This is a genomic window from Pseudomonas tolaasii NCPPB 2192 (assembly GCF_002813445.1).
Taxonomy (GTDB): Bacteria; Pseudomonadota; Gammaproteobacteria; order Pseudomonadales; family Pseudomonadaceae; genus Aquipseudomonas; species Aquipseudomonas tolaasii.
Genome location: NZ_PHHD01000001.1, coordinates 2,611,423 through 2,629,158 on the forward strand (window position 1 = coordinate 2,611,423; position 17,736 = coordinate 2,629,158).

Consider the following 17,736-nt stretch of genomic DNA (forward strand, 5'->3'; position numbering starts at 1 on the left):
CGGAGCTTTCATGACTTCCCCGACACAACCCCCTGTTGAAGCGGCCGACCTCGTCGATCCGGCCAGCGCTGAAAGCGTTGAAAAAGCCGGGATCCCGGCGTTCAAGTTTCCGTTCAAGCCGGGTGAGCTGGCCGGGGCCAAGCATGCCAGCCAGCCCTGGTACAAGGGCGGCGCCAAAAATGGTCACACCAAGACGCCAGGCATGGCACCGCCGGGCACTCGTCGCTCGATGGGTAAACGCTGAGATTAACCTTCGACGCGCAACGTCAGTCACTGCCTACAAAGGCTGCTGACTTTTCCGCTTGTGGGTCTACGTCCGCTTCTTGAAAGCTGCACGGCACTCGTTGCGCCCCGGATAGTGTGTGGGCGCGCAGTGAGGCTGAACTTTCCGGAAAAGGACGTCCCCCGTGGTCCTGATACGCCTGTGTGCAGTGTTTGCCCTGTTTCTCTCGATGGACGCCGCGGCGCTCGTTGAACCACCGCGCGATGAAATCCGTTTTGCTGTCGCCGCGCAGTTTCCTCCCTTTCAAAGCCGCAACGAGCAAGGCCAGTTGGTGGGGCTCAACATCGACTTGGGCAACGCCCTGTGCCAACAACTCAAGGTGCGCTGCACCTGGGTCGATCAGGTGCTTGTCGAAAGTTTTGCCGCGCTGGATGCCCGCCAATTCGATGCGATCATGGGCATTGCGCCCACCTCAAAACGGCGCCAGTCGGTGAACTTCACCGACAACCTCTACCCGTTCACCACCCGCCTGGTGGCGCGCAAAAACTCAGGTTTGTTGCCCACGGCCCGTTCGCTCAAGGGCAAGCGGGTTGGGGTGCTGCTGGGCAGCAATCGGGAGGCGTTCGTGCAGTCGAAATGGGCGCCGGCGGGCGTTATCGTCAAGAGCTTCTGGCTCAACGACGAACTGACGCGCAGCCTGGTGGCAGGCCAGATTGATGCGACGCTTCAAGGTACGGTGGAGATCCGTCGGGCCTTGCTCGACACCGCCAGTGGCCAGGATTTTGATTTCCTGGGCCCTGCCGTTTCCGCCGATTTATTGGGCGACGGCGTTGCCATCGCGGTGCGCAAGCCCGACGTCACGTTGCGCAATACGCTAAACCTCGCGCTGAAACAACTGATACAGAACGGCGAGTACCAACGGATTCTGCAACCCTATCGGCTGGACGAACCGCCCTCCAGCCCATGACCCTTTTTGAGTTTCAGGCCGCACGCAGGGGGATAAACGCATAATTGGCCGGCACTTCGGTGGCAATCTGCGCACCGGCCTCCAGCACTTGCTCGGCGATCTCGATGCCGGACACATGAAACACCCATTCATTGGCCACGGACGGCTGGTCAACCGCCCAGTCGATGGCCTGGGCAAAAGCGTTCATGTCCGGCAGGTAGGCGGTAAACCCGTCACCCTTGAGCGCCGTGGTGCGAATGCCGAGAGCGGCGCACACCGCTTCCTTGGTTTGCACGTCATCGCGATCGGCCTGGCGTGAGCGGTGGATCAGCTCGGCGAGTTCCGCGTCCATCAACTCGCCACCGACGATCAACGCCGGCCCCTGTTCCCAGGATTCCTGCGGGCAGTCCTTGGCGCCCGGGTTGAGCGGGATGTGCGGGTTGATCTCCATGGGGTAGATGCGACACACCAGCGGGCGGCGCTCATAAATGCCACAGCGGTTGTCTGCGTCAAGATTGCGGCAACGCCCGGCGTTGTAAGCGGCAAAGGTGATTGCCACAAACGCCTCGGTATTGCCGCTCGGCACCACCACCGACCGGCGCTCGGCGTGTTCGCGTTGTTGCACGGGCAAGCCCAGGCCGTTGGGAAGGAAACCTTCGATCAAAACGATGACATTACCCCCGTCTGCCGCCCACTGGCGGGCTTCTGCGAGGGTCAGGGGGACGTGGTGGTCGGAGCAGCATTTGCCGCATCCCACGCAGGAAAAATGAGTATTCATGGAGGTTCTGTCACCAGGCAAGGTCAGAGGGCGCTCATAAACGGTGACGGGTTTTTACCTCTGTCCACCGCTGGGGCTCTCTGGAAGCAAGTTATGCGCCAGTGGCAGTCAGTCTTCGGGAACCACATCCCGCAGGACAAAGACCATCCCTGCGCTTTCATACAATTGCCGGGCGCGCAGGTTGCTTTCCCGCACTTTGAGGTCCACACAAGGCTCGCCGCGTTGTTTGAACACCTGGAACGTGTGCAGCAGCAAAGCGCGCCCCAACCCCTGGCCCTGGGCGCAAGGGTGGATGGAAAGGTTCTTGATGAAGGCGCTGGTCCAGCACTGGGCCACGCCAAGAATACCCTCGGTGTTACTGGCGATCAGGCACAGCCTGGGGTCGAATTCGGCATCGGTGACAAACTGGCGGCGCCACTCCTCCAGGCCGGCGACACGCCCACCCCCCTGTTCCCGGGTCATGGCCAGCACCGCGTGAATGGCCGGGGCCAGTTCATCACGGTAATGATCCAGCCGGATGTTCGCTGGCCACTGCGGTGCCGGAAGGCTGCCGGTGAGGTCGCGGCGCAGCAGCTGAAAGTACTCGGCCAACCCTTACAGACCCTTTTGCGCCACGGTTTGCGCGGCGACGACCAGGCACTTGGTCAGCTCCGGCGAGGAAAACTTGGTAAGCACCGCATCCGCCCCTGCCAGGCGGGCTTTTTCGCTGTTCATCGCGCTGTCCAGCGAGGTGTGCAGCAACACGTAGAGGTGCTGGAAATCCGGGGTTTCACGCAGGGTGCGGGTGAGGGCGTAGCCGTCCATCTCGGACATCTCGATGTCCGACACCACCACGTTGATCTGCTCGGCGGTGCCTTGCAGCTCCAGCAGCACGTCGATGGCGTCCTTGGCGCTGCGGGCGGTGTGGCAGGTCAGGCCGAGGTTGCGCAAGGTATGCACCGATTGCTGCAACGCCACCTGGCTGTCGTCCACCACCAGAATGCGCGCGTTGCCCAGCACTTCAGCTTCTTCCATGGTCAGGTCGGTAGGCGCCGCTTCAATCGGCGCGGGGGCAATGCCGTGGATGACTTTTTCGATATCCAGTACCTGCACCAGCCCGCCCTCGACCTGGGTCACGCCGGTGATAAACGCGCGGTTGCCGCCGGAGCCATAGGGTGGCGGGCGAATGTCGGTGGTCAGGCAGTGCACGATCTTGCTCACCGCCTGCACATGCAAACCCTGCTTGGAGCGGCTGACATCGGTCACGATCAGGCAGCCGCCGTCCGGATCTTGCAGGGGCATTTCACCCAGGGCACGGCTGAGGTCGATCACCGACAGCGAAGCCCCGCGTAACGTGGCGATGCCTTTGACGTGCGGGTGGGACTCGGGAAGCCTCGTCAGCGGCGGGCAAGGAATGATTTCACTGACCTTCAGCAGGTTGATCGCCATCAGCTTGCCGCTGCGCAAGGTAAAGAGCAGAAGCGAGAGTGAATCTGCGCGGGCTTTGGTGGTGGACATAAAAACCTTCTGTGGATCAGGGATGACATCTATGGAAGGTTATCGACTTGAGGGCGCCAGGCTTTAACCGGGTTTTCTGTGGGGTCGGTGCTTCTGTGGGAGCTGGCTTGCCTGCGATGCAAGCGCCTCGGTCTCGCAGTTGCACCGAGTTGATGCTATCGCAGGCAAGCCAGCTCCCACACAAGTGCCCGCCCACTGTGAGGGTCAGCCCTTCCAGACCTGCGGGTTCACCAGGTCCTGCGGGCGCTGGCCCAGCAAGGCGCTGCGCAGGTTGTCCAGGGCGCGGTTGGCCATGGCCTCGCGGGTTTCGCTGGTGGCCGAGCCGATGTGCGGCAGGGTCACGGCGTTGCTCAGCTGGAACAGCGGCGATTCGGCCAGCGGCTCCTGCTCATACACATCCAGCCCGGCCCCGCGAATGCGCCCGGTTTGCAGGGCTTCGATCAGCGCCGGTTCATCCACCACCGGGCCACGGGAAATGTTGATCAGGATGGCACTGGATTTCATCAGCCCCAGCTCGCGGGTGCTGATCAGGTGCCGGGTTTTTTCACTCAACGGCACCACCAGGCAGACGAAGTCCGCCTCGGCCAGCAGTTGGTCCAGGCTGCGGAACTGCGCGCCCAGCGCTTGTTCCAGCTCAGTCTTGCGGCTGTTGCCGCTGTACAGGATCGGCATGTTGAACCCCAGGCGCCCACGGCGGGCCACGGCGGCGCCGATATTGCCCATGCCGACGATGCCCAGCGTCTTGCCATGTACATCGCAGCCGAACAAGGGCGCGCCGACACTGGCTTTCCACTGGCCGGCCTTGGTCCAGGCGTCCAGCTCGGCCACGCGGCGCGCGCTGCTCATGAGCAGGGCGAAAGCCAGGTCGGCGGTGCTTTCGGTGAGCACGTCGGGGGTGTTGGTGAGCATGATGCCGCGCTCGTTGAAGTACGGCACATCGTAGTTGTCGTAGCCCACCGACACGCTGGAGACCACTTCCAGTTTGCCCGCGCCCTCAAGCTGCGCGCGGCCCAGCTTGCGGCCCACGCCGATCAGACCGTGGGCATGGGGCAGGGCCTCATTGAATTGGGCATTGATGTCCCCGCGCTTGGGATCGGGCGAAATCACCTCGAAATCCTGTTGCAGGCGTTCGATCATTTGCGGGGTGACACGGCTGAAGGCGAGGACAGTCTTTATCATTGCAGGCGGGCTCATCGACTACGGGAGAATGCGAGGCAACCTAACATAGCTCAGCTCAAGTGGGCAGGGGACAACTGTGGGAGCTGGCTTGCCTGCGATAGCGGACTATCAGTTGAAGCCTGTGTGGCTGACCCACCGCTATCGCAGGCAAGCCAGCTCCCACAGGAGGACTCGGTTGTCGGATAAAAATCAGTTCGCCAGGCGGCTGCCACCCAAACCGCCACTCAGTTCATACGCCGCCAGCTCTGCCTGATGGGCGGCCAGAATCTCCGGCAACGAACCGCGCAGGTATTCCACCCAGGTCTTGATCTTCGCGTCCAGGTACTGGCGCGATGGGTAGATGGCGTACAGGTTCAGCTCCTGCGAGCGGTAGGTGGGCATTACCCGCACGAGCGTGCCGTTGCGCAGGCCTTCAATGGCGGCGTACACCGGCAGCAGGCCGACACCCATGCCGCTGGTGATCGCGGTTTTCATGGCATCGGCTGAATTGACCAGAAAGGGCGAGGTATTGATCGCCACGCTTTCCTGGCCTTCGGGGCCGTTGAACGTCCATTTATCCAACTGAACCACCGGGCTCACCAGGCGCAGGCAGGCGTGGTTGAGCAAATCCCGCGGGCGTTGCGCGCAGCCTTTGGCCTTGACGTAATCCGGCGAGGCGCAGGCGATGCTGTAGGTGATGCCCAACCGTTGCGAAACGAACCCCGAATCCGGCAGTTCGCTGGCGAGCACGATGGACACGTCGTAGCCCTCGTCGAGCAGGTCCGGCACGCGGTTGGCCAGGGTCAGGTCGAAAGTCACGTCGGGATGGGTTCGGCGGTAGCGGGCGATTGCGTCGATCACGAAATGCTGGCCGATGCCGGTCATGGTGTGCACTTTCAATTGCCCGGCGGGGCGCGCGTGGGCGTCGCTGGCTTCAGCTTCGGCTTCTTCGACGTAGGCCAGGATCTGCTCGCAGCGCAGCAAATAGCGCTTGCCGGCTTCGGTCAGCGCGATGCGGCGGGTGGTGCGGTTGAGCAGGCGGGTTTGCAGGTGGGCCTCAAGGTTGGAGACCGCGCGCGAGACATTGGCCGTGGTGGTGTCCAGTTGCACGGCGGCGGCGGTGAAGCTGCCGGCTTCGGCCACGCAACTGAAGGCGCGCATGTTTTGCAAAGTGTCCATGGAGTGTTCTCAGGGGAGATAACAAATTGTGACAGAAAGTTACGCCGTCCAGTGATCCCTACCAACGGATTATCGCCTGAACGGTAACAAAGATTCACAGGAATGCCAGCTTATCGTCCTCCGTTGCGCCCCCTAGAATTGCGCCACCTTTCCCGCATCACCCTCTCAGGAATTCGTCCGCCGTGCCGCGTCGCATCAGCAGAGAGCTAAAAGCTCTCAGTGTTTGGGCCTTTTCGTTAGCAATCAGCGGCTGCATCGGAACCGGAGGAATCGCCCCCCAGGGGCACGCCTTCAACGCCAACCAACTGGCCACCGACGAAGCGATCCGGAGCGCCGCCAGCGACGCCCACTGGCCCAGCGCGCAGTGGTGGCAAGCCTACGGCGACCCGCAACTGAACCACTGGGTCGACCTGGCCACGCAAAACAGCCCGAGCCTGGCCATGGCTGCCGCGCGGGTGCGCCAGGCGCGGGCACTGGCTGGCGTGGCCGAGTCGGCTGAGTCATTGCAGGTCAACGGCGACACCACCCTCAAGCGCCACAGCTGGCCAAAGGATCAGTTCTACGGCCCCGGCGAGCTGAGCGGCGCCACCACCTGGGACAACAATGCGTCCCTGGGCTTAAGTTACGCCCTCGACCTTTGGGGTCGCGAAAGTAACGCCACCGAGCGCGCCGTGGACCTGGCCCACATGAGCGCCGCCGAGGCGCGCCAGGCCCAGCTCGAACTGCAAAACAACGTGGTGCGCGCCTACATCCAGCTGTCGTTGCACTACGCCAGCCGCGACATCGTCGCCGCCACCCTGGCCCAGCAACAGCAGATTCTGGACCTGGCCAACAAGCGCCTGAACGCCGGGATCGGCACGCATTTCGACGTGAGCCAGGCTGAAACCCCACTGCCGGAAACCCATCGCCAACTCGACGCCCTCGACGAAGAAATCGCCCTGAGCCGCAATCAGCTGGCGGCCCTTGCGGGCAAAGGCCCGGGGGAGGGCGCACAATTGCAACGCCCGAGCTTGTCCCTGGCTGCGCCGCTGAAATTGCCGTCGAGCCTGCCCGCGCAATTGCTCGGCCAGCGCCCGGACGTGGTCGCCAGCCGCTGGCAGGTGGCGGCGCAAGCCCGTGGCATTGACGTGGCCCATGCCGGTTTTTACCCCAATGTCGATTTGGTCGGCAGCCTCGGCTACGTGGCCACGGGCGGCGGCATGCTGGAGTTTCTGGCGGGCAAGAAATTCAACTACAACGTGGGGCCGGCGATCACCTTGCCGATTTTCGACGGCGGCCGTTTGCGCGCAGAACTGGGCGAGGCCAGCGCGGGTTATGACATCGCGGTCGCCCGCTACAACCAGACGCTGGTCAACGCGCTCAAGGGCATCAGCGACCAGTTGATCCGCCGCGAATCCATGGACAAACAGTCAGCCTTCGCCGTGCAGTCCGTGGCCTCGGCGCAGAAAACCTACGACATCGCGATGATCGCCTACCAACGCGGCCTCACTGATTACCTCAACGTGCTGAACGCGCAGACCCTGCTGTTTCGCCAGCAGCAAATCGAGCAGCAGGTGCAGGCCGCGCGCCTGAGTGCCCATGCCGAGCTGGTCACGGCATTAGGCGGTGGCCTCGCTGCTGGCAACGACGTGCCGCAGGACACCAAGACCCTCCCGAGCAAGACCCCGGCGGCGCTGGCCGTGCTGGATCACTGAGCAGGTTTTCATGACTTCCTTGCCTGCACCGCTGCGCTGGCTGCATTCCCTTGAGTGGCGCCGTGGTTTCTTCGACTGGGCACGCAGTGACGGCGTGACCTGGGTGTATATCTTCAAGGTGCTGATCGCGGCGTTCCTCACGCTGTGGCTGGCCATGCGCCTGGAGTTGCCGCAACCGCGCACGGCGATGATCACCGTGTTTATCGTGATGCAACCGCAAAGCGGCCAGGTGTTCGCCAAAAGCTTTTATCGGTTCCTCGGCACCCTGGCGGGGTCGGCGGTGATGGTGTTTCTGATCGCTTTGTTTGCGCAGAACACCGAGCTGTTTCTCGGCGCTCTGGCGATCTGGGTGGGCATTTGCACGGCCGGTGCGACGCGTAACCGCAACTTTCGCGCCTACGGTTTTGTGCTGGCGGGCTACACGGCGGCGATGGTCGGCTTGCCGGCGCTGGCGCACCCGGACGGTGCCTTTATGGCGGCGGTGTGGCGTGTGCTGGAAATCTCTCTGGGGATTCTCTGCTCCACGCTGGTCAGCGCCGCGATCCTGCCGCAAACCTCCAGCGCCGCGATGCGCAACGCGTTGTATCAGCGTTTTGGCGTATTCGCGCTGTTCGTTACCGATGGCCTGCGCGGGCGCAGTCAGCGTGAGGGCTTCGAGGCCACTAACGTGCGCTTTATCGCCGAAGCCGTAGGCCTGGAAGGGTTGCGCAGCCTCACTGTGTTCGAGGACCCGCACATGCGCCGGCGCAATGGCCGGCTCAGTCGCTTGAACAGCGAGTTCATGAGCGCAACCACGCGTTTCAACGCGTTGCACCAGTTGCTTGAACGCCTGCGCGCCGATGCGGCGGATCATGTTGTCGCCGCGATCAAGCCCGGCTTGCACGACCTGGCCGAGCTGCTCGACGGCTTCTCCGGTCGCGCGCTCACCAGCCCCGACGCCGCGCGGCTGGTGGCACAGCTGAGCACTTACAAGGACGGCTTGCCCGCCACGGTGCGTGCCCTGCGCGTGACCTTTCAGGACGGCGAGCCCACCGAAGCCGAACAACTGGATTTTCACACCGCCTACGAGCTGCTGTACCGCTTCGTCGACGACCTGCACAACTACGCGCAGACCCACGCATCGCTGGCCGACCACCGTCACGAGCGTGAACAGTGGGACGAGACCTTTACTCCCAAGACCAACTGGCTGGCCTGCGCCGCTTCAGGCATTCGCGCCTCGTTTATCCTGATCGTGCTCGGCAGTTATTGGGTGGCCACTGCGTGGCCCAGCGGCGCCACCATGACCCTGATCGCCGCCGCCACCGTGGGCCTGTCCGCCGCCACTCCCAACCCGAAACGCATGGCTTTCCAGATGGCGTGCGGTACGTTGATTGGCGCGTTGGTGGGCTTTGTCGAAATGTTCTTCGTGTTCCCGTGGATCGATGGCTTCCCGCTGCTGTGCGTCATGCTTGCGCCGGTGATCGTCTTCGGTGCCTTCCTGGCTTCACGCCCACAGTACGCGGGTGTCGGCGTGGGGCTGCTGATCTTTTTCAGCACCGGCTCGGTGCCGGATAACCTGACGGTCTACAACCCTTACACCTTTATCAACGACTACATCGCCATGGTCATCGGCATGCTGGTGTGCGCGGCGGCCGGGGCGATCATTTTGCCGCCCAACAGCCGCTGGCTGTGGCGTCGCCTGGAGCAGGATCTGCGTGAGCAGGTGGTGTACGCCATCAGCGGCAAACTCAAGGGGCTGGCGTCGGGTTTTGAAAGCCGCACGCGCGACTTGCTGCACCAGGCTTACGGCCTTGCCGTCGGCCAGCCGCAGGTGCAGCGCGACCTGCTGCGCTGGATGTTCGTGGTGCTGGAGGTCGGGCACGCGATTATCGAGTTGCGCAAGGAACAGGCGATTCTGCCGGTGCACCCGGCGTATGCCGAGTCCCAGCCGTGGCGTCAGGCGATCCGCGTGATGGGCCGTTCGCTGGTGCGGCTATTCCTGCAGCCCAGCGCGAGCAACCTGGAGCGCGGTCTGATTGCCGTGGACCACGCGATCAGCCGCGTGCAGGCCACCGACGAACCCTTCGCCCCACACTTCGACACCTCGGCCCTGCGCCGGGTGAAGAGCTACCTGCACTTTATCCGCACCTCGTTGCTCGACCCGCAATCGCCACTGGCGGCCCTCAAAGGAGCCCCGCATGCCCCGTGAAATCGCCTTCCACGGCGTGTACATGCCGACCATGACCCTGATGTTTCTGATCGCAGCCGCGCTTGCCTGGGCGCTGGACCGTTGCCTGGCCGGGTTCGACCTGTACCGTTTTTTCTGGCACCCGGCGTTGTTGCGCCTGAGCCTGTTCGTTTGCCTGTTCGGCGCGCTGGCGCTGACCGTCTACCGTTGAGAATGCCCCGATGAAAAAGTTTTTCAGCCTGCTCGCCACCTTGCTGGTACTGGCTCTGGCGATCTGGATTGGCCGTACGCTGTGGGTGCACTACATGGATACCCCGTGGACCCGCGATGGCCGCGTTCGCGCCGACATCATCAATGTGGCCGCCGACGTCACAGGTGTTGTGGTCGACGTGCCGGTGCGTGACAACCAGTTGGTGAAAAAGGGTGACCTGCTGATGCAGATCGACCCCGAGCACTACCGCATCGCCGTCAAACAAGCCCAGTCGCTGGTGGCTTCACGCAAAGCCACCTGGGAAATGCGCAAGGTCAACGCCCACCGCCGCGCCGACCTGGATGCGCTGGTGATCTCCAGGGAAAACCGCGACGACGCCAGCAACATCGCCGACGCAGCCCTGGCTGATTACCAGCACGCGCTGGCGCAACTGGAAGCGGCAGAGCTGAACCTTAAACGCACGCAGGTTGTGGCGGCGGTCGACGGCTACGTCACCAACCTGAATGTGCATCGCGGTGACTACGCGCGCATCGGCGAAGCCAAGATGGCCGTGGTCGACATGAATTCATTCTGGGTCTACGGCTTCTTCGAAGAAACCAAATTGCCCCACGTGAACGTCGGCGACAAAGCCGATATGCAGTTGATGAGCGGCGAGACCTTGAAGGGCCATGTGGAAAGCATCTCGCGCGGCATCTACGACCGCGACAACCCCGAAAGCCGCGAACTGATTGCCGACGTGAACCCGACGTTCAACTGGGTGCGCCTGGCCCAGCGGGTGCCGGTGCGGATCCACATTGATGAAGTGCCGCAGGGCGTGCTGTTGGCGGCGGGCATCACGTGCACCGTGATCGTCAACCCCACACCAATCTAACTGCAGGAGCAGGCTCGTGTGGGAGCTGGCTTGCCTGCGATTGCGGGCTGTCAGTTGAAGTATTTGTAGCTGACCCACCGCTATCGCAGGCAAGCCAGCGCCCACATTTTTTGACCGCCTCAGGCCTTGATGAAGGTTTCGTGCAGATGGCGCCACAGCAGCGCGCCGCTGGCCTGCTTCTCGAACACCACCGTGGCGCGCCGGTCGGTCTGCGTACCGCTGTCATCAATCTGATGTTCGCGGTAGGTCACCGTGGCCCCGCGCGCATGCCGGTCGATCCCGGTCATTTCGCTCAAGGTGATTTTCAACCCCGGGCGCATGCCGCCCAGGCGTGTGAACAGGGCGTTAACCCCGGCGGCGTTCACCCGTGCACCGGTGGCGGGGGCGACCATGCTGAACTCCGGCGAAAAACGCGCGAGCAGGTTCTGCAAGGTGCCTTCAGGCGCAACCCCGGCAAACCACTGTTCGATCTCGACGTGGGTCTGGATCACTTCCTCAAAAAAATCGCTGTAATCAATCATGGGTGTGGCTCGCTGGCGGGGTGAAGCAGTGTCCGTACTCTGGAGGCGTCCAGGCGCAGCACTGCAAAAAGGGGCAGCAGTGTCAGGGCTGCGGCTATCGTGAAGGTTATGGCGAAGGAATCCAAGGCCGACAGCAACGCGCTGAGCACGGCGGCGCCCAGGCAGAAGCTGATTTGCCGGTTGATGTTCCACAGGGCGCTGGCGTGGCCCATGCGCTCGGCGCGAATGTCGAGAAATGCCAGGGTTTGCGCGGTGCTGCTGCACAGGCTGCCGCCCAGGCCCATCAGCAGGTAAGCGGGAATGATCAAGGCAGTGTTGAGCAACAGGATGCCGATGCATTGCAACGCCATGCCGGCCAGCAGCAAGGGTTTTGGGCCGCAGCGGTTGAACAGTTTCTTGCTGAGGAAGATCGCCAGTGCCGACGCCAGCGCCCACGGCAACATCAAGGCGCCGGTGCGCGTAGCGTCGTAGCCCAGGCCGCGCAGGTAGAGGATGGCGATCAGGCTGGTGCCGATGAAAACACCAGGAATGAACAGGTAGACCAGCATTGCCAGGCGCAGCATCGAGCTGCGGGCTTGATCGAAAATGCCGACCAGATCCAGGTCGGGGCGCACGCTCGCGGGCACATCGGGTTTTATCCACAGCATCCCCAGCAGCAACGTGAACAGCGCCAGCGGCAGGTTGGCGTAGAAGATCCAGCGCCAGGACACGCTGTCGACAATTAACCCGCCCAGCGCCGGAGACAACGCCGGCACCAGCAGCGCCACCGACATCACCCGTGCCGTCAGATGGCTGCGTTGCGACGCTGGAAAGTGACGATAAGCCATCGCCTGACCCACGGGGATCAACAAACCGCCTCCCAACCCTTGTACCGCGCGCCAACTGATCAGCGCTTGGATCGAAGCGGCCTGGCCGACCATCAGTGATGCGCCCGCGAATAACAACAGACTCGCCCCAATCAGCCGGCGCTCGCCCATGATCGCCGCTAACCACACGCTTAACGGAATAATCAGCGTGAGGCCAAGCATGTACGCGTTGCTGATCCAGGCCAGTTGCGTGACCGAGGCGTGCAGCTCGCGGGCGATTTCCGGGTAGGCCACGGTGGCGACAAACATGTTCACCAGGTCGAGGGCGAAGCCGAGTAAAAAAATCCAGGCGACTTTTGTGGGGTAGGTCATCGAAGGGTGATCCTGCGGGCTAAGCGAGCAGGGTAGGCGCGCGGCGACGTTTGGGATACGGTGGTTCTCCTGCTAGTTTGTCAAAAATATTTTGACAAAGGAGGGCGCGACCGATGGTCAGCCTGGACCGATTCGACACCTTCAAGGCCGTGGTCGAGGCCGGCTCGCTGACCGCTGCCGCCGACCGGCTGGGCCAGACCCGCGCGGTGGTCAGCTTCAATCTCAAACGCCTGGAAGCCGAACTCGGCGTCACGCTGCTGACCCGCAACACGCGCCAATTGGCACTCACCGATGCGGGCGAGCGGTTCTATCAGCGCTGCACGCGGGTGCTGGAAGAAGCGCAACTGGCGGTGGAAGAAGCCCGTTGCGAACATGCCCAGCTCAAAGGCACGCTGCGCATTACCACCACCGTGGAATACGCGCTGGCGGTGGTGGCGCCGGCGATTGAGGCATTCCGCCGCCTGCACCCGGATTTGAACATTCACTTATCCACATCCTCGACCCACGCGGATTTGATCTCCGAGCGTTTTGACGTGGCCATTCGACTGGGCCGCCTGCTGGACTCCAATCACCGCGCGGTGCAGTTGTCGACATTCCACGTATTCGCCGTCGCAGCGCCAGCGTTCGCCGGGGTTAAAACGCTTGATGATCTGGAGCAGGCGCCAAGGCTGGGGCACGGCAGGTTGACGGAGCTGGCAGTGACCGACCCTTCAGGTATTGAACACCCCTACCGAGCGGGTCAAACCGCGCTGGTCGCCGACAGCGCCGCCGTGCTCCAGGCCTTCGCCGTGCGCGGGCACGGCGTTGCAGTGCTGCCGCAGTGGCTGGTGCAGGCGGATCTGGAGGCGGGGCGGCTGGTGCGCCTGTTGCCGGACCATCGCTTCGCCCCGCAAGGGGTTTACGCGATGTATCCGGATACGCGGCATTTGCCGCTGAAGGTGCGGGCGTTCATTGATTTTATGAAGGGCTAGAGCGAGCCGGCGAGCCCGAAGCGTTTTTTCAACACCTTCTCCAGCAAGCCCTTGGGCAACAAGGCGGCCATCAACGGCAGCGCGCGGCTGCCATTGCCCGCGCGCAACAGCCGAGGCGGGTTGGTTTGTTGGACGGCTTTGAGTACCCGGGTTGCAAACTGCTCGGCGGAAGTCGGGTTGTTCTGCGAAGCCTGAGAGCGCGCACGGATGCCTTCGCGCAGTGGCCACCAGGGCGACTGTTCATTGATTAACAGCTCGGCCTGGGCACCGGCGTTTTTGGCGAAGCGGGTGTCGATGGCGCCTGGTTGCACTTCCATCACTCGAATGCCAAATGGCGCGAGCTCCATGCGCAGTGCGTCGCTCAAGGCATGCACGGCCGCTTTGGACGCGCAGTACGCACCGGCGAACGGCGTGACCAGCACGCCGGAGACGCTGCCGATGTTCACCACTAACCCCTTGCCACGGCGCAGCGCGGGAAACAGCGCCTGGGTGACGCCGACGATGGAAAACACATTGGTTTCGAACTGGCGTTGCATGGCTTCTGTGCCGCCGTCGAGCAGCGGGCCCATCGCGCCATAACCGGCGTTGTTGATCAGCACGTCCAGCTCGCCGATCTGTTCGGCGAGCGCCTTGAGCGCCACGCCGTCGTTGACGTCCAGTTGCACGGCGTTGAAGCCGGCGGCCGACAAACCGGCGACATCCTCCGGGCGGCGGGCGCTGGCCCACACGTCACAGCCGGCGGCTTTGAAGGCGTCGGCCAGGGCGCGGCCAATGCCGCTGGAGCAACCGGTGATCAGTACATTGGGCATGGAGCATTCCTTTGTCAGTCCGAGAAACTGCCTTGCAGGTGTTCGGCACGAAATTCCAGGGTTTGCGCACGGTAGCCGGGGCGCAAAGGCGGGGTGGGCAGGCAATCGTCCCAGGTAGCACCGGCCTGCAATTCACCGGGCCCACGGTAGCGGGGTGCAGCGTAGACGTTATCGGCCAGGTTCACCGTGTCGCCCGGCGCATAGGCGGCGAGACGCCAGCGCAGTTCGGTCAGCGGCACGTCGTTGCCGTTGTTGAGGACCAGTTTCAACGGGCGGTCGGCGGGGCATTCCTCGGGTGCGTAGGTGATGCGCAGTTCCAGACGCGCCAGTTGCGAGGCTTCGCGATTGTCCAGCCAGACGACCCAGACAGCGACAAAACCCAGGCCGACGGCGGCAGCGAGGGACACCGGCAAGGCCTTGGCGGGGTAGCGCAGCAGCAGGATCAGCCAGGTGATGATCAGGAGAACGCCGAAGAACATGGGGGCTGCCTCAGGAATGGATAGGCCATCCTACTGTGGGGCGGGCAGGTTGACTATCAGGTGTTCTTTGGGACGCCATCGCAGGCAAGCCAGCTCCCACAGTACCCATCGGAATGCAGTCTACTGTGGGAGCTGGCTTGCCTGCGATGACTTACTTACTGAGCGGAAGAATCTGCCTGCAAGCCATCAATGGAGGCCTCAACCAAGGCCAAACCGGTTTCAGCCAATTGCAGGCTGGCCCAATTCAGGTAGCTCTGGTGTTCAGTACACAAGTCTTGAGCCACCAGGGTGAGCACGCGCGCGGTGCCCAACACATAACTGGCATGTTCCAGCGCATGTTCGATGGGGATGCCGGGTTGTACGGAAAAAAGCGGTGCTTTACTGCGGTCGCTGGGGCCGAATGGGGTGAGGCGGGTGGTTTGTTTGGACATGATGGATCTCCTGAAAAAATGGGATCCTATGTTTCGAGGCCGTCAAACCTCATCACGAATGAGTCGTGACAGGCGCGAGGATAGGCAGGATAGGAAGAAGGGTCAATGATAGCGGTTCGATCGTTCCCACGCTCTGCGTGGGAATGCATCCCGTGACGCTCCGCGTCACCGTTGCGCAGGGCTTGCGTCGTGCGAGTAGGGCGGGACGCGGAGCGTCACAAGCGGCATTCCCACGCAGAGCGTGGGAACGATCAGCCCCCACCCAACCCACTGCGGATAGGGGACGCAATGGGCTGGGCGAGGGCTTCTTGTACGACTGTTTTACTGCGCGATAGTTTTCACCGACACACCGCGCTCAACCGGCGTCGAGCGGCCGTAGATATCTTCGAACCGCTCGATATCGTCTTCGCCCAAATAGCTGCCCGATTGCACTTCGATGATCTCCAGCGGGATCTTGCCCGGGTTGCGCAGGCGGTGCACCGAGGCAATCGGGATGTAGGTGGACTGGTTCTCGCAGAGCAGGAACACGTTTTCGTCACAGGTGACTTCCGCGGTGCCGCTGACCACGATCCAGTGTTCGGCGCGGTGGTGGTGCATTTGCAGCGACAGGCACGCGCCCGGCTTGACCGAGATGTGCTTGACCTGGAAGCGCCCGCCCATGTCCACCGAGTCGTAGGAGCCCCACGGACGGTAGACCTCGCAGTGGTTCTGGGTCTCGCTGCGGCCCTGTTCGTTGAGGGTGTTGACCATCTGCTTGACGCCCTGGACCTTGTCCTTGTGGGCAATCATCATCGCGTCCTTGGTTTCCACGACCACGATGTTTTCCAGGCCGATCACCGACACCAGCTTGCCATTGCCGTGGATCATGCAGTTCTTGCTGTCCTGAATAACCACGTCGCCCTTGCTCACGTTGCCGTTGGCGTCTTTATCGTTGACCGCCCACAGCGACGCCCAGCAACCCACGTCGCTCCAGCCGGCACTCAACGGCACCACGCAGGCGCGCTGGGTTTTTTCCATCACGGCGTAGTCGATGGAGTTGTCGGGGCAGCAGGCGAAGGTGGCTTCGTCGAAGGTTACCGTGTCGGCGGTCTGCTCGCTGCGCTCGAGGGTCAGCAGGCAGGTGTCGTAGATGTCCGGATCGTGTTTTTTCAGCTCTTCGAGGAAGCGGCTGGCGCGGAACAGGAACATGCCGCTGTTCCAGAAGTAACCGCCGCTTTTGACGAACTCGACGGCGCGTTTTTCATTGGGTTTTTCCACAAACTGCTCGACGCGGCTGACGCCTTCGGGCAGCAGCGAATCGTTGGTGGACTTGATGTAGCCGTAGCCGGTTTCCGGGCGGGTCGCCGGTACGCCGAACAGCACCATCTCGCCACGCTCGGCCGCCACGGTGGCCAGGGCCAGGGCGCGTTGCAGGGCTTTCTGGTCATCGATTACGTGGTCGGCGGGCAGCACCAGCATCAGCTCGTCGCGGCCTTCATTGACCAGCATCATCGCGGTGAGGGCCACGGCGGGCGCGGTGTTGCGGCCGAACGGCTCCATCAGGATGCGCTGGCAATCGAGCTTGCGGGCGCTCAGTTGCTCGTTGACGATAAATCGGTGGTCCTTGTTGCAGACCACGATCGGGGTGTCCATGCCTTCGAACACCAGGCGTTCCAGGGTTTGCTGGAACAGGGTGTGCTCGCCGGTCAGGGCCAGGAATTGTTTGGGGAACTGTTTACGGGAAAGCGGCCAAAGACGTGAGCCGCTACCACCGGAAAGGATGACTGGGATCATGCTGTTTCTCCTTGAATCGAGTTGGGTCAGAGCTACGAAGGTTTGTCGTTTCACTCTTGTTTTTGTCTCGGTCCTGAGTCGAAACGCGGACAGTGTGGGAGCTGGCTTGCCTGCGATGGCGCCTTCAAGACTGCCATCGCAGGCAAGCCAGCTCCCACAAGGGGCGTGTCAACTCAGGGAAATAATCAGCGGGTCGACACCGGGCGTTTCACCCAGACTGGCGAGATGCTCGAACCGGAGCCCGTCACATAAAGCACCGCCGCTTCACCACGTTCCAACGCCACCGGCTTCACATCGCCGACTTTCTTGTCACCGTCATACAACGCCAGGCTTACCTTCACCGGGTTGATTTCACGTTCGCCACGGCCCTTGGCGGCCACCGACTTGACCACATCGGTCTTGCCGTCAGCGGTCTTCAGGGTCAGTGCCTTGTCGCTGAGGTTCTGCACGCGCACCAGGGATTTCTGCTTGTTCTTGAACGGCGGCTCTTCGATCAGCTGAGGCTGGCCGCTGCCGCTGTTGACGAGGGTGTAGTAGTGGTCGGCGGCGAGTTTGACCGGCACGGTCTGGCTGCCGACTTTGGCGCTGTAGTCACCGCCGGGCATGAAGCTGAAGTCGCTGCTGGCCAGGGGCGCAACGTCGCTCAGGTTGGTGGCGCCGACGGTGGCGCTGACTTCCTGGTTTGACGCGTTATAGACCCGCACGAAGCTCGAGCCTTTTGGCGCGGTCGGGCCGTAGAGGGCGGCATCGCCCCCGGCGAAGGCGGACATCGATACGAAGCTCATGCCGGCGGCGATAGCCAGAGTCTTGGCGAGACGACGAGGAGTAGTAGTGAAAGTCATGTGAGTTA

Annotated in this window: 19 protein-coding genes; 7 read left to right on the plus strand and 12 right to left on the minus strand. The window is 62.7% G+C overall.

The window, feature by feature from the left end; all coding sequences use genetic code 11:
* The first annotated feature begins 10 nt into the window (after window positions 1-10).
* Together ATI14_RS12095 and ATI14_RS12100 are read left to right on the plus strand one after the other, a co-directional pair.
* Entirely contained in the window at window positions 11-244 is a 234-nt protein-coding gene (locus ATI14_RS12095; protein ID WP_016974226.1) for a hypothetical protein, read from the plus strand.
* 163 nt (window positions 245-407) lie between these two features.
* Window positions 408-1,190: a transporter substrate-binding domain-containing protein gene (locus tag ATI14_RS12100; RefSeq protein WP_016974225.1), complete on the plus strand. Its 783-nt coding sequence runs from the start codon at window positions 408-410 to the stop codon at window positions 1,188-1,190.
* 13 nt (window positions 1,191-1,203) lie between these two features.
* Here ATI14_RS12100 and ATI14_RS12105 read toward each other — a convergent pair whose 3' ends face one another.
* The 5 genes from ATI14_RS12105 to ATI14_RS12125 form a co-directional block, all read right to left on the minus strand.
* Window positions 1,204-1,947, minus strand: coding sequence for a YkgJ family cysteine cluster protein (locus ATI14_RS12105; protein ID WP_016974224.1), 744 nt, complete (start codon window positions 1,945-1,947; stop codon window positions 1,204-1,206).
* Between the two features lie 108 nt (window positions 1,948-2,055).
* Window positions 2,056-2,538 carry a GNAT family N-acetyltransferase gene (locus tag ATI14_RS12110; protein ID WP_016974223.1) on the minus strand — a complete coding sequence of 161 codons (483 nt, stop codon included), beginning with the start codon at window positions 2,536-2,538 and terminating at the stop codon, window positions 2,056-2,058.
* Between the two features lie 3 nt (window positions 2,539-2,541).
* Window positions 2,542-3,444, minus strand: a complete 903-nt coding sequence (locus ATI14_RS12115; protein ID WP_016974222.1) for a chemotaxis protein CheV — start codon at window positions 3,442-3,444, stop codon at window positions 2,542-2,544.
* 204 nt (window positions 3,445-3,648) lie between these two features.
* Window positions 3,649-4,623, minus strand: a complete 975-nt coding sequence (locus ATI14_RS12120) for a 2-hydroxyacid dehydrogenase (RefSeq protein WP_016974221.1) — start codon at window positions 4,621-4,623, stop codon at window positions 3,649-3,651.
* Between the two features lie 189 nt (window positions 4,624-4,812).
* On the minus strand, window positions 4,813-5,781 hold the full coding sequence (locus ATI14_RS12125; RefSeq protein ID WP_016974220.1) for a LysR family transcriptional regulator: 969 nt from the start codon (window positions 5,779-5,781) through the stop codon (window positions 4,813-4,815).
* A 182-nt stretch (window positions 5,782-5,963) separates the two neighbouring features.
* Here ATI14_RS12125 and ATI14_RS12130 point away from each other — a divergent pair, with 182 nt between their 5' ends.
* Genes ATI14_RS12130 through ATI14_RS12145 form a run of 4 tightly spaced genes read left to right on the plus strand, consistent with a single transcriptional unit; the run spans window position 5,964 to window position 10,724 of the window.
* Complete coding sequence (locus ATI14_RS12130) at window positions 5,964-7,475, plus strand: efflux transporter outer membrane subunit (protein ID WP_080520116.1); 1,512 nt, start codon at window positions 5,964-5,966, stop codon at window positions 7,473-7,475.
* A gap of 10 nt (window positions 7,476-7,485) precedes the next feature.
* Complete coding sequence (locus ATI14_RS12135; RefSeq protein ID WP_016974218.1) at window positions 7,486-9,663, plus strand: FUSC family protein; 2,178 nt, start codon at window positions 7,486-7,488, stop codon at window positions 9,661-9,663.
* Complete coding sequence (locus tag ATI14_RS12140) at window positions 9,653-9,853, plus strand: DUF1656 domain-containing protein (RefSeq protein WP_016974217.1); 201 nt, start codon at window positions 9,653-9,655, stop codon at window positions 9,851-9,853. The genes ATI14_RS12135 and ATI14_RS12140 overlap by 11 nt, the downstream gene beginning before the upstream one ends.
* 10 nt (window positions 9,854-9,863) lie before the next feature.
* A complete protein-coding gene (locus ATI14_RS12145) occupies window positions 9,864-10,724 on the plus strand; it encodes an efflux RND transporter periplasmic adaptor subunit (RefSeq protein WP_016974216.1) in 861 nt (286 codons plus the stop codon).
* 119 nt (window positions 10,725-10,843) lie between these two features.
* Here ATI14_RS12145 and ATI14_RS12150 read toward each other — a convergent pair whose 3' ends face one another.
* Together ATI14_RS12150 and ATI14_RS12155 are read right to left on the minus strand one after the other, a co-directional pair.
* Window positions 10,844-11,245: a hypothetical protein gene (locus ATI14_RS12150; RefSeq protein WP_016974215.1), complete on the minus strand. Its 402-nt coding sequence runs from the start codon at window positions 11,243-11,245 to the stop codon at window positions 10,844-10,846.
* The gene (locus ATI14_RS12155; RefSeq protein ID WP_016974214.1) at window positions 11,242-12,423 is read right to left on the minus strand and encodes an MFS transporter; all 1,182 of its coding nucleotides are present in this window, start codon (window positions 12,421-12,423) and stop codon (window positions 11,242-11,244) included. Before ATI14_RS12155 ends, ATI14_RS12150 begins: the two co-directional genes overlap by 4 nt.
* Before the next feature lie 113 nt (window positions 12,424-12,536).
* On the opposite strand from ATI14_RS12155, the gene ATI14_RS12160 reads away from it, so the two are divergent.
* Window positions 12,537-13,394 carry a LysR family transcriptional regulator gene (locus ATI14_RS12160; protein ID WP_016974213.1) on the plus strand — a complete coding sequence of 286 codons (858 nt, stop codon included), beginning with the start codon at window positions 12,537-12,539 and terminating at the stop codon, window positions 13,392-13,394.
* Here the strand turns inward: ATI14_RS12160 and ATI14_RS12165 are convergent.
* From ATI14_RS12165 to ATI14_RS12185, 5 genes are all read right to left on the minus strand, one after another.
* A complete protein-coding gene (locus ATI14_RS12165) occupies window positions 13,391-14,203 on the minus strand; it encodes an SDR family oxidoreductase (RefSeq protein WP_016974212.1) in 813 nt (270 codons plus the stop codon). The genes ATI14_RS12160 and ATI14_RS12165 overlap by 4 nt on opposite strands.
* A 14-nt stretch (window positions 14,204-14,217) precedes the next feature.
* The gene (locus tag ATI14_RS12170; protein ID WP_016974211.1) at window positions 14,218-14,682 is read right to left on the minus strand and encodes a hypothetical protein; all 465 of its coding nucleotides are present in this window, start codon (window positions 14,680-14,682) and stop codon (window positions 14,218-14,220) included.
* 155 nt (window positions 14,683-14,837) lie between these two features.
* Window positions 14,838-15,113, minus strand: coding sequence for a DUF3077 domain-containing protein (locus ATI14_RS12175; protein WP_016974210.1), 276 nt, complete (start codon window positions 15,111-15,113; stop codon window positions 14,838-14,840).
* A gap of 321 nt (window positions 15,114-15,434) precedes the next feature.
* Window positions 15,435-16,886: a mannose-1-phosphate guanylyltransferase/mannose-6-phosphate isomerase gene (locus tag ATI14_RS12180; RefSeq protein ID WP_016974209.1), complete on the minus strand. Its 1,452-nt coding sequence runs from the start codon at window positions 16,884-16,886 to the stop codon at window positions 15,435-15,437.
* Window positions 16,887-17,071: 185 nt separating this feature from the next.
* Window positions 17,072-17,728, minus strand: a complete 657-nt coding sequence (locus ATI14_RS12185; RefSeq protein WP_016974208.1) for an alginate O-acetyltransferase AlgF — start codon at window positions 17,726-17,728, stop codon at window positions 17,072-17,074.
* Window positions 17,729-17,736 lie beyond the last annotated feature (8 nt).

Coding starts and splice junctions, on each gene's coding strand:
- ATI14_RS12095 (WP_016974226.1), top strand. CDS start 11: ATGACTTCCCCGACACAACCCCCTGTTGAAGCGGCCGACCTCGTCGAT.
- ATI14_RS12105 (WP_016974224.1), bottom strand. CDS start 1,947: ATGAATACTCATTTTTCCTGCGTGGGATGCGGCAAATGCTGCTCCGAC.
- ATI14_RS12115 (WP_016974222.1), bottom strand. CDS start 3,444: ATGTCCACCACCAAAGCCCGCGCAGATTCACTCTCGCTTCTGCTCTTT.
- ATI14_RS12120 (WP_016974221.1), bottom strand. CDS start 4,623: ATGATAAAGACTGTCCTCGCCTTCAGCCGTGTCACCCCGCAAATGATC.
- ATI14_RS12125 (WP_016974220.1), bottom strand. CDS start 5,781: ATGGACACTTTGCAAAACATGCGCGCCTTCAGTTGCGTGGCCGAAGCC.
- ATI14_RS12135 (WP_016974218.1), top strand. CDS start 7,486: ATGACTTCCTTGCCTGCACCGCTGCGCTGGCTGCATTCCCTTGAGTGG.
- ATI14_RS12140 (WP_016974217.1), top strand. CDS start 9,653: ATGCCCCGTGAAATCGCCTTCCACGGCGTGTACATGCCGACCATGACC.
- ATI14_RS12145 (WP_016974216.1), top strand. CDS start 9,864: ATGAAAAAGTTTTTCAGCCTGCTCGCCACCTTGCTGGTACTGGCTCTG.
- ATI14_RS12150 (WP_016974215.1), bottom strand. CDS start 11,245: ATGATTGATTACAGCGATTTTTTTGAGGAAGTGATCCAGACCCACGTC.
- ATI14_RS12155 (WP_016974214.1), bottom strand. CDS start 12,423: ATGACCTACCCCACAAAAGTCGCCTGGATTTTTTTACTCGGCTTCGCC.
- ATI14_RS12160 (WP_016974213.1), top strand. CDS start 12,537: ATGGTCAGCCTGGACCGATTCGACACCTTCAAGGCCGTGGTCGAGGCC.
- ATI14_RS12165 (WP_016974212.1), bottom strand. CDS start 14,203: ATGCCCAATGTACTGATCACCGGTTGCTCCAGCGGCATTGGCCGCGCC.
- ATI14_RS12170 (WP_016974211.1), bottom strand. CDS start 14,682: ATGTTCTTCGGCGTTCTCCTGATCATCACCTGGCTGATCCTGCTGCTG.
- ATI14_RS12175 (WP_016974210.1), bottom strand. CDS start 15,113: ATGTCCAAACAAACCACCCGCCTCACCCCATTCGGCCCCAGCGACCGC.
- ATI14_RS12180 (WP_016974209.1), bottom strand. CDS start 16,886: ATGATCCCAGTCATCCTTTCCGGTGGTAGCGGCTCACGTCTTTGGCCG.
- ATI14_RS12185 (WP_016974208.1), bottom strand. CDS start 17,728: ATGACTTTCACTACTACTCCTCGTCGTCTCGCCAAGACTCTGGCTATC.